Raw genomic sequence first — 9294 nt, 5'->3', positions numbered from 1 at the left:
GTTTTTGATGGCACTTTCAGGATTGGCGAGGTTCTCGACATCGATATGGCTCGGAATATCTTTGCGGAAAAAGAGCCATAATACAACAATTGAGGCGATGATACTGAGGAGATTCGGGAGGAACATCGTCCGTGCGTATTCCCAAAAACCGATTTGGAAATATCCTGCCGTGACGATGTTGGTGAGGTTAGAGATCACGAGCGGATTGGAGGCACTGTCGCCGATAAATCCCCCCGCCATTAAAAAGGCGAACATCGCAACGGGATTGAGCTTGAGATATTTCATCTTGGCTAAAATGATCGGAGTGAGGATCAGTGCCGCACCGTCGTTGGCGAAAAATGCCGATACCAGTGCTCCAAGGATCATCATGTAGATAAACATGAGATTTCCGTTACCACGAGAGAGACGAACCATCTTGAGTGCCGCCCACTCGAAAAAACCGATCTCATCGAGCACCATCGAAAGGATGATAATACCGATAAACGCGAGCGTCGCATCCCATACGATAGAAGTAACCGTCAAAACATCCTGAGGGCTTACCACATCGAGGATCACCGCTAGAGCCGCACCGATGACCGCCGTGGTACCGATCTGCAATCCTCGTGGTTGCCAGATAATGAAGACTAAGGTCACTAAAAAGAGGGAAACGGCTAAAATCATAAGGTATTCTCTTCGGTTGGATTGGCAATAAATGCCTGTACTTTTGCTTCGATTGTATCACGAACAACGCGAACTTGCTCCATGATTTCATCGTCTGTCCCCATAAAGGTTGAAGGATCAGGGAAACTCCACATAATAATACGGCTGATACCCGGGAAAATCGGACATCTTTGAGCTGCTTCGGCGTCACAAACGGTAATCACGTGACTGTAAGTTCTACCCTCTTTATAGAGGTTAAATACCCCTTTGGTCTGATTGGCAGAAAAATCGAACCCTTTTTCCGCCATCGCACGGACAACATAAGGGTTCATATTACCCGGCTCGATCCCTGCACTCTCGCTACAATCACTACCATGTGCGTAGTGATTGAAAAACGCTTCCGCCATCTGGCTACGTGCACTGTTATGGACACAAACGAATAATACTTTCAACATGAGATCCCCTTTGGTTGTTTTGGATAACAACACTATAGCAAAAAAAACTCTATTAAATCAATATATCTTGATATATTATTTCAATTGTGTTACAATGCCGATAATCGGAGGTGATCTATGGAAATCTTTTTGGGTACTGTATCCGCACTGAACGATGAAACACGCGTAAAATTGCTCGCATTTTTGGATCAACACGGTCCGTTGTGTGTATGCGATTTGCAATCTTCGCTTGGTATGATTCAGTCACGTCTTTCACGTCATCTAAAAATCCTCAAAGACGGGGGATTTTTACGGGTGGATCGATGCGGGACATGGGCGTACTACTCCGTACGTAGCCCATTGGATCGTTTCCGTAGTGAAGCGCTGGCGGAAATCCGTTGTTTGGGAATCGAACTTCCCCCACTTATAAAAATATCAGAAACTGGAGATTGTAAATTATGAAAAATGTTCTTATCCTCTGTACCGGCAACAGCTGCCGCTCAATCATGGGTGAAGCCCTTATCAATGCGAAAATGGGAGAGTGCGTATTTGCGCAAAGCTCAGGGGTGAAAGCCAGCGGAAAAGTAAACCCGAATGCCCAAGCGCTTCTCGAAGAGAAAGGATACTGGAGAGAGGAATACCACTCCAAAGTGATCGATACCGTTATCGATACTCCGTTCGATCTCGTCGTGACTGTCTGCGATCATGCGCATGAGACCTGCCCGATGTTCCCAAAAGCGGTCAAAACGATCCATGTGGCGTTTGAAGACCCAAGCGGAAAAGAGGTAGAGGAATATGCAAAAACACTTGCTCTGATCGAAGAGACCCTTTTACCGATCATCCAATCCGAGTTGTGTGACTGATGATGTGGCAAGAGAGCGTCAACGTCCTCGTGTATGAATGGCTTCAACTGCCTCAAGGGGAGAAACTCTCCGATGCTCTCAACTTTTTTATCTACGATACGGTAAAAATCCTTTTTCTCCTCACTGTAATCATTTTTGCGGTGACACTTCTGCGCTCATACTTCTCTACCGAAAAAGTACGGGAATATCTGAGTCGTAGACATGAATACACGGGAAATGTCCTCGCCGCGCTGTTCGGGATTATCACCCCGTTTTGTTCGTGTTCGGCAATTCCCCTCTTTTTGGGCTTTTTGCAAGCACGGATACCGCTTGGGGTGACGTTTAGCTATCTGATCTCCGCACCGCTGAATAACGAAATCGCCATTGCGATGCTGCTCACCATGTTCGGATGGAAAGTGGCGGCATTGTATATCGGATTCGGTCTTCTCGTCGCTATTATCGGAGGTATCGTGATCGGACGACTCGGACTGGAGAGCGAGATCCTCATTGAAGTCAAACCGATTGAGGGGGAGATTCGTGCCGAAAATCAGGTCATAGCGTTTAAAACACGTCTCAAAGACGCATGGGACTACACCTTCGATATTCTCCGTAAAATCTGGCTCTATGTTTTGATCGGTGTCGGTGCGGGTGCCTTTATCCACGGCTATGTCCCAACCGAGTTTATCACCTCTATCGCGGGTGGAGACAATCCGTTTGCCGTTCCTCTGGCTACACTGCTCGGAGTACCTATGTACAGTAATGCCGCAGGTGTAATGCCGCTCATCGAAGTACTCACGTCAAAAGGGATGCTAATGGGGACGGCATTGTCGTTTATGATGGCGATCACCGCCCTCTCCCTCCCCGAAGCGATGATCCTCAAGCGGGTCATGAGCCTCAAACTCATCGCTATCTTTTTCGGTACGGTTACACTAGGAATAATCGGTGTAGGGTATTTGTTCAATGCCATTTTATAGGAGTTAATATGAAAATCGAAATTACCAATCAAACTAATGGAATCAAGGCATTTCTCGGCGGTTTTAGTACCGAAGAGTTAAGTGCTAAAATAGAGGCGTGTAAAACTGGAGAATGTTCATGTAACTGTGATCCTGCTATGATGCAAAAAATCGAATCAATTGATCTCGAAAGTGTCGATGGAGGATCAACAATCACTATTACCGGAGACGTGGATGCACAAACCCTCGCGCCGATGATGCAAGAATGCTTATTAGGAGATAAACAATGAAAATCGAAGTTTTGGGTACGGGATGTGCCAAATGTAAAGCCCTCGAAGAGGCGACGAAACAAGCGGTCGCAAAAAGCGGCAAGTTCGCTCAAATCGAAAAAGTCGAAGACATTATGAAGATCATGGAGTATCAAGTGATGAGCACCCCAGGACTCGTGATTGATGGTAAGGTTGTCAGTACCGGAAAAGTTTTAAGTGTGGATGAGATCGTTGAGATGATCAAAGCGCAATGAAAACCCTCTATTTCACTCTTCTTCTCGTAAGTTCACTTTATTCCGAAACGTTCGATGCTTATCTCAAACGGTTTGATTACAACGAGCGAACCGAAATGAAAATAAAAAGCCTCGAAGCAATTGAACTCTATAAAATGGGGGAAGTGGAGTTTGTCGATATCCGCTTTAAAGAAGAACAATCAACGTGGGGTTTTCCGTTTATGAAACAAATCCCTCTTAATGAACTTCCAAGTCGTTTAAATGAACTAGATAAGAACAAAACAATTGTCACTGTCTGTCCCCACTACGACCGCGCTGAAATGGCTCGTATCTATCTCACGCTAAAAGGCTACAAAAGCCGCTATCTCACAGACGGGCTAATCGGTTTAGCTGGGTATTTACGCGGAGATGAGGCGAAAGAGTTTGTTAAGGAAACAACTAAAAAATAAATTTGATATGACTGATCTGTTATAATTCCAATAATAAACAAAACGAGATTGCTATGAGATTCATCCTATTTTTATTTTTGACCTCATGTTCATCCCTTTTCGCGACCTCTCAAGCATCATTCCCAAAAAATATCAAATCGATGGTACTAGTCAAACAAAGCATCATCCCAGGCAAAGATGTTGTCCTCCCCAAAGAGACACCCCTCTTTTTACAAGAGACGGTTTCCATGTACAACTGGATCAACAACGGCAAAGGGACAAAGCTCAATATTTATATCCCCAAGAACAAACTCAAATCCTACGCAAGCCATGGTCCCTACGCCGATGGCATCACTTCCGTAGCGATCTATGAAGACCAAAATATTATTTTCGTTACCGAACATTTAGCCGGACAACCGCTTTATGGCGTATACGACCGAAAAGGCAAAGATCTTAGCGGTACACACCCCTCATTGTCCATCAAAACATGTTACCAATGTCATGAGGGGCATGCCGATATATGCAAAAATGGAACATGTGCCGTCCCCATCATCGGTATTTTCAAGAAATGATCCGTTTTTCGATTAAAGCTAAAATCTTTTTTTCCCACTTCTTTTTGGTTACGATTCTCATCGCTGCCCTCTCTTATCGTCATTACCAAAATGAGCTGAATTCTTACCTCAAAAGTGTCATTGATTTTCACACCGCCTCATCGCATGCGATTGTCAGTACCTCTTCGCTGGCGATTTCCGGAGACAACTATGCCAATCTCCAAATGCCCGAATTCATCAGTGAACTCGAACGCCATTCGGAACTTTTGTTTATGAAAGTAGAAGGGATTAGCGACTATTCCTCAATCCCTTATCGGGCCATGTATGATAAAAAAGCGAAAACACTTTGGCGGCTCTATTATCCCCCCTCTTTTGAAGCCGATACCCTCGCAACACTCAAAAATCTTCAATCACGTCAGAATGATCCCTCAGCCGATCAGGTCAAAATCGATTTTCTAATCGAAAGAAGCAAAGATACTATTACGGAGTACCGCCGTAATCTCAATCTCACAAAACAATACGGATCAACGATTCAAAACCTCACCTCTCATCCGACACCTTACATCGATTTAAAATATCACCTTCTCGTACTTTCGCTCCCCACCAACAACCAAGCAGGCGGAACGGTTTATCTAGGGTTTGATATCGGTGAGATTGATACTATTCGTCACAATATCCTCACCGAAGTCTGGATCGAATCCGCCACGGCATTACTCCTCTCACTCATCGTATTAGGAGTACTCTCTATCCGTATTACCCGCCCTCTCGACGAACTCTCCGAATACATGTCAAAAGAGTTTGCGATCTTAGACCCCGAGCAGATTCCATCGCAAAAACGTTCGGATGAAATCGGTTCACTAGCAATGTCATTCAAAATGCTTCTCACGCAGATGAAAGCCTATACCCACCGTCTCGAACAACTTAGTAAACACGACCCTCTCACGGGTCTTTATAACCGCAGAGCGTTCGAAGAGATTTTTGCCACCACCTATAAAACTGCAGTATCAAGTGGGATTGGTCTTCTTTATCTCGATATCGACCATTTTAAACGTTATAACGATCATTACGGACATAATGCCGGAGACAATACTCTCCAAAAAGTAGCTGAGATAATAGAACACTCCTTGCATCGAAAAGGAGATCATGCTTTCAGACTAGGTGGAGAAGAGTTCGCCATAATTCTCTCTATCGATTCTATTATAGAAATGGAATCCATTGCAGAGAGAATTCGGCTAAGTATCCAAAAGGCTTCCATAGAACATATTGAAAACTATCCTGATAATACTGTGACCGTTTCTATAGGCGGTTGTTTTAGAATATGTGATGTCAATACTCCTATCGATTTATCCTCAATGTTACACTGTGCAGATGAAAAACTTTATATCGCTAAAGCAGATGGGAGAAATCGAGTTCGAATTTGATTCCTACACTGCCTTGATAGGATAAGCTATAATAGTGTTTCATAATTTTTCCGGATAGGTTCATACATGATATATTCCATAGCCGCTATCGTTTCAGGTGCCGGAATCGGTGCGTTGTTACGATGGTTTTTAGGTCTTAAACTAAATAGCCTCTATCCCGCTATTCCGCTCGGGACTCTCAGTGCCAATATCATAGGGGGGTATCTGATCGGTATTGCCATCGCATTTTTCTCGACCAATACCGCACTCTCCCCTGAATGGCGGCTCTTCATTATCACCGGATTTTTGGGGGGATTGACCACGTTTAGCACCTTTAGCGCAGAAATCGTTACCTCTATTCAAGAGGGGCGATTGAGTCATGCCGCCATAGGCACACTATTGCACGTCGGCGGGTCTCTCATAATGACCTTTTTAGGGATCGCCAGTATGCTCTATCTTCAAAACAGGGGGACACTATGAAAACAGGATCTCAACTAACCTTCTACACTCTTCGTAGCCGCCGCCATAACGGCGAATATATTTCGAATTGGCTCCCGAAGCTCGCACAGCAAGCCGGTATCCACGGGGTGACAGTTGCCGATGCAACAAAAGGAATAGGACATGACGGTGCATGGCACTCCGCATCATTTTTTGAGCTTACCGACCAACCGATCGAAATCATTATGATCGCCGAGAATGCATCGTGTGACAAACTTTTCGTTCTTCTTGAAGCCGAAAAGCCAAATCTTTTCTATACTAAAACCGCTATAGAATACGGGACAATTTAATTTCCACTGTATGAAACTCCTATCGCTCAACCGAAATATTATTGCTTTAGGAGCCAACAGTTTTTTCACCGATTTTTCTACCGAGATGATTTTACCGCTTCTGCCGATCTTTTTGGAGCGCTTTTTACACTCAACCAAAAGTGAGATCGGTCTGATCGAGGGTGCCGCTGAATTCGGTGTTGCTATGCTAATCGCGCTCTCTGGTTTTTACTCCGATCGTCTGGGTCGTCGCAAAGGGATCACCGTATTTGGGTACGGAATGTCCAATCTCATCAAACCTCTCGCCTTTTTCGCCCAAAGCGCTACCATGATCGCCACCATCCGTATCGGAGACCGTTTGGCAAAGGGGATTCGAGTCGCTCCGCGCGATGCGCTGATCAGTGCTTCTACCCCAAAAGAGATTAGCGGCTATGTCTTCGGATTTCACAAAATGATGGACGGTGCCGGTGCACTGGCGGGTTCATTGAGTGCTTTTGGATTGTTGTTGTGGTTAGGATACAGCGAAGGGACGTTTCGGACTATTTTCGCCATCAGTCTGATACCGGGGCTTGTTTCTATGTTGATCCTCATATTTTGGGTAACGGATGCCCCTTTTGTCCCATCTCCGGCAAGCCGTTTTCGTCCCAAATCCCTAAGTGCTCCGTTTTACTGGCTGGTTGCCTTCCAAAGTCTCTTTAGCCTCTTTGCGATGAACTACTCGTTTATGCTCCTCAAAGCAGAGAACAACGGTCTTGCTTTGGTGATGATACCTCTCGCCTATGCCCTTTATAATCTCACTCAATCGCTATTTGCCATCCCCATCGGTCAACTCGCGGATCGTTTTGGAAAAGGGACACTGTTGTCGATGGTGTATCTCGCATTCGGATTGGGTGCCCTCGCTATGGCTTCGGATGCCACATGGGGTGCATGGCTCGGATTTGGGATTTACGGATTTTTTGCGGGGGGGTTCAATTCTCTGGCCAAAGCGATCATCTCCGATACCGCACCGCATGATCTTAAAGCAACGGCATACGGAATCTATTATACCTCTATCGGAATTATGACGTTTACCTCTCTTACAGGTGCGGGATGGCTATGGGATCACTACGGAAGTACCCTCCCATTTTTAATCGCTGCAGTCTCAGCATTGTTTCTTGGTGTATTACTTTATCTAATGCGAAAAAAACTATTGCACACCGAATAAAAAGTGGTAAACTGTTCCTATTCGTTTTCCCAAGGAATTTTTTTCAATGCTTCGCTCAATTCATGACTCTCTGGAGCCGAAACTCGTATCCCTTTTTCGCCGACAAGGCTATTCATGGTCTGATTTCAGTGCCGATGCCATCGCTGGGCTCGCGGTAGCCATTGTCGCCCTTCCTCTGGCAATGGCGATCGCTATCGCATCGAACCTCCCCCCTGAGCGGGGACTTTTTACCGCTATCGTCGCGGGATTTCTAATCTCGGCGCACGGCGGAAGCCGCTATCAGATCGGAGGTCCGACGGCGGCATTTATCGTCACCGTTGCAACCGTTGCCATGAAACACGGCTATGAGGGGCTGGTTCTAGCCACCCTCATGGCGGGAGGGATACTCATTATCATGGCATTTTTTCGTGCCGGAGAGATGATCAAGTTCATCCCCTACCCCGTTATCGTCGGCTTTACCTCAGGTATCGCACTCCTGATTGCCTTTTCGCAGATTCGTGATTTTTTCGGTCTCTCTATCGCAACCGTTCCTCCCGATTTTATCGATAAACTTACCGTCTATGTCGCCCATCTGCATGAAACCAACTTTGTCGCTATCCTCGTCGCGCTCGCCTCTATCGGTATTATTTTACTTACCAAACGCTATACCCCTAAAATCCCCGGACCGATTGTCGTCGTCGTTCTCTCTGGGATCGCCGTGTGGGCGCTGAACCTTCCGGTAGAGACGATTGAGAGCCGTTTTGGAGCAATCCCGTCCATGCTCCCTACTCCCGTATGGCCGCATATCACGTTTGAAAAGCTCCGTTTACTGCTCCCCGATGCGATCACCATCGCGACCCTTGCCGCTATCGAATCGCTCCTCTCGGCAGTAGTGGCCGACGGTATGAGCGGAACGCGCCATAAATCAAATGCAGAACTGCTTGGTCAGGGGATCGGCAACATCGCATCGGCTATTTTCGGCGGTCTCCCCGCTACCGGAGCGATCGCCCGTACCGCGACGAACGTCAAAGCGGGAGCACGCACGCCTGTTGCTGGGATGATGCACGCGGTCTGGCTTTTTCTCTTTATGCTGCTCCTCTCACCGCTGATCGTCAAAGTCCCTCTAGCCGCATTGGCAGCTATCCTCATGGTGGTAGCGTGGAATATGTCGGAGCTCAAACACGTCCGTGAAATTATGCAGGCTCCGCGTAGTGATCGCATCGTTTTGATCCTCACCTTCGCACTCACCGTCCTCGTTGATCTGAATTTCGCTATCCAAGCAGGAATTGCCCTCGCCTCCATCCTCTTTATCGATCAGATGATGAAAGCGACTCAGATACGCTCCGTGGAGACTGAAGAGGATGATCCCGACTCTATTCACCGTAAATCGATCCCAGATGGGGTAGAAGTGTATGAGATCCAAGGACCTCTCTTTTTCGGAGTTGCTGAAAAATTGGTCGATACCCTCTTGCTGTTTGAAACCCCACCAAAGGTGTTTATTCTACGAATGCGCTACGTTCCCCTCATCGATGCGGCAGGTTTGCACGCCCTTGAAATTTTGCATGAGAGGCTCGCTCAGAACCAAACGGTATTGA

14 protein-coding genes are annotated in these 9294 nt (G+C 46.4%); 12 read left to right on the top strand and 2 right to left on the bottom strand.

The features are described from left to right. Together VFW36_RS03740 and VFW36_RS03735 are read right to left on the bottom strand one after the other, a co-directional pair. Window positions 1–660: ArsB/NhaD family transporter (locus tag VFW36_RS03740; protein ID WP_329657470.1), on the bottom strand; the 660-nt coding region annotated here is incomplete at its 3' end. Then, entirely contained in the window at window positions 657–1094 is a 438-nt protein-coding gene (locus tag VFW36_RS03735; protein ID WP_329657469.1) for an arsenate reductase ArsC, read from the bottom strand. The genes VFW36_RS03740 and VFW36_RS03735, both read right to left, overlap by 4 nt. Window positions 1095–1211: 117 nt before the next feature. Here VFW36_RS03735 and VFW36_RS03730 point away from each other — a divergent pair, with 117 nt between their 5' ends. From VFW36_RS03730 to VFW36_RS03675, 12 genes are all read left to right on the top strand, one after another. Further along, window positions 1212–1535, top strand: a complete 324-nt coding sequence (locus VFW36_RS03730) for a metalloregulator ArsR/SmtB family transcription factor (protein ID WP_329657468.1) — start codon at window positions 1212–1214, stop codon at window positions 1533–1535. Continuing rightward, complete coding sequence (locus VFW36_RS03725) at window positions 1532–1936, top strand: arsenate reductase ArsC (protein WP_329657467.1); 405 nt, start codon at window positions 1532–1534, stop codon at window positions 1934–1936. Before VFW36_RS03730 ends, VFW36_RS03725 begins: the two co-directional genes overlap by 4 nt. A gap of 2 nt (window positions 1937–1938) precedes the next feature. Further along, a complete protein-coding gene (locus VFW36_RS03720) occupies window positions 1939–2889 on the top strand; it encodes a permease (RefSeq protein ID WP_329657471.1) in 951 nt (316 codons plus the stop codon). Window positions 2890–2897: 8 nt separating this feature from the next. Further along, on the top strand, window positions 2898–3158 hold the full coding sequence (locus VFW36_RS03715) for a hypothetical protein (RefSeq protein WP_329657466.1): 261 nt from the start codon (window positions 2898–2900) through the stop codon (window positions 3156–3158). Next, entirely contained in the window at window positions 3155–3391 is a 237-nt protein-coding gene (locus tag VFW36_RS03710; RefSeq protein WP_329657465.1) for a thioredoxin family protein, read from the top strand. The genes VFW36_RS03715 and VFW36_RS03710 overlap by 4 nt, the downstream gene beginning before the upstream one ends. Next, window positions 3388–3819 carry a rhodanese-like domain-containing protein gene (locus VFW36_RS03705; protein ID WP_329657464.1) on the top strand — a complete coding sequence of 144 codons (432 nt, stop codon included), beginning with the start codon at window positions 3388–3390 and terminating at the stop codon, window positions 3817–3819. Before VFW36_RS03710 ends, VFW36_RS03705 begins: the two co-directional genes overlap by 4 nt. Before the next feature lie 53 nt (window positions 3820–3872). Beyond that, window positions 3873–4370, top strand: coding sequence for a hypothetical protein (locus VFW36_RS03700; RefSeq protein WP_329657463.1), 498 nt, complete (start codon window positions 3873–3875; stop codon window positions 4368–4370). Continuing rightward, on the top strand, window positions 4319–5770 hold the full coding sequence (locus tag VFW36_RS03695) for a diguanylate cyclase (RefSeq protein ID WP_329657462.1): 1452 nt from the start codon (window positions 4319–4321) through the stop codon (window positions 5768–5770). Before VFW36_RS03700 ends, VFW36_RS03695 begins: the two co-directional genes overlap by 52 nt. Before the next feature lie 66 nt (window positions 5771–5836). Beyond that, window positions 5837–6229, top strand: a complete 393-nt coding sequence (gene crcB, locus VFW36_RS03690) for a fluoride efflux transporter CrcB (protein WP_329657461.1) — start codon at window positions 5837–5839, stop codon at window positions 6227–6229. Continuing rightward, window positions 6226–6537: a DUF190 domain-containing protein gene (locus tag VFW36_RS03685; RefSeq protein WP_329657460.1), complete on the top strand. Its 312-nt coding sequence runs from the start codon at window positions 6226–6228 to the stop codon at window positions 6535–6537. The genes crcB and VFW36_RS03685 overlap by 4 nt, the downstream gene beginning before the upstream one ends. Before the next feature lie 10 nt (window positions 6538–6547). Next, window positions 6548–7720, top strand: coding sequence for an MFS transporter (locus VFW36_RS03680; RefSeq protein ID WP_329657459.1), 1173 nt, complete (start codon window positions 6548–6550; stop codon window positions 7718–7720). A 46-nt stretch (window positions 7721–7766) separates the two neighbouring features. Further along, the coding region (locus VFW36_RS03675) for a SulP family inorganic anion transporter (protein ID WP_329657458.1) at window positions 7767–9294 on the top strand (1528 nt) is incomplete at its 3' end.

The sequence above is a fragment of the Sulfuricurvum sp. genome (assembly GCF_036279695.1).
In the GTDB taxonomy this organism is placed as follows: Bacteria; Campylobacterota; Campylobacteria; order Campylobacterales; family Sulfurimonadaceae; genus Sulfuricurvum.
The sequence above is the reverse complement of the archived record's forward strand: the minus strand, read 5'-3'. Positions and strand labels throughout refer to the sequence as shown.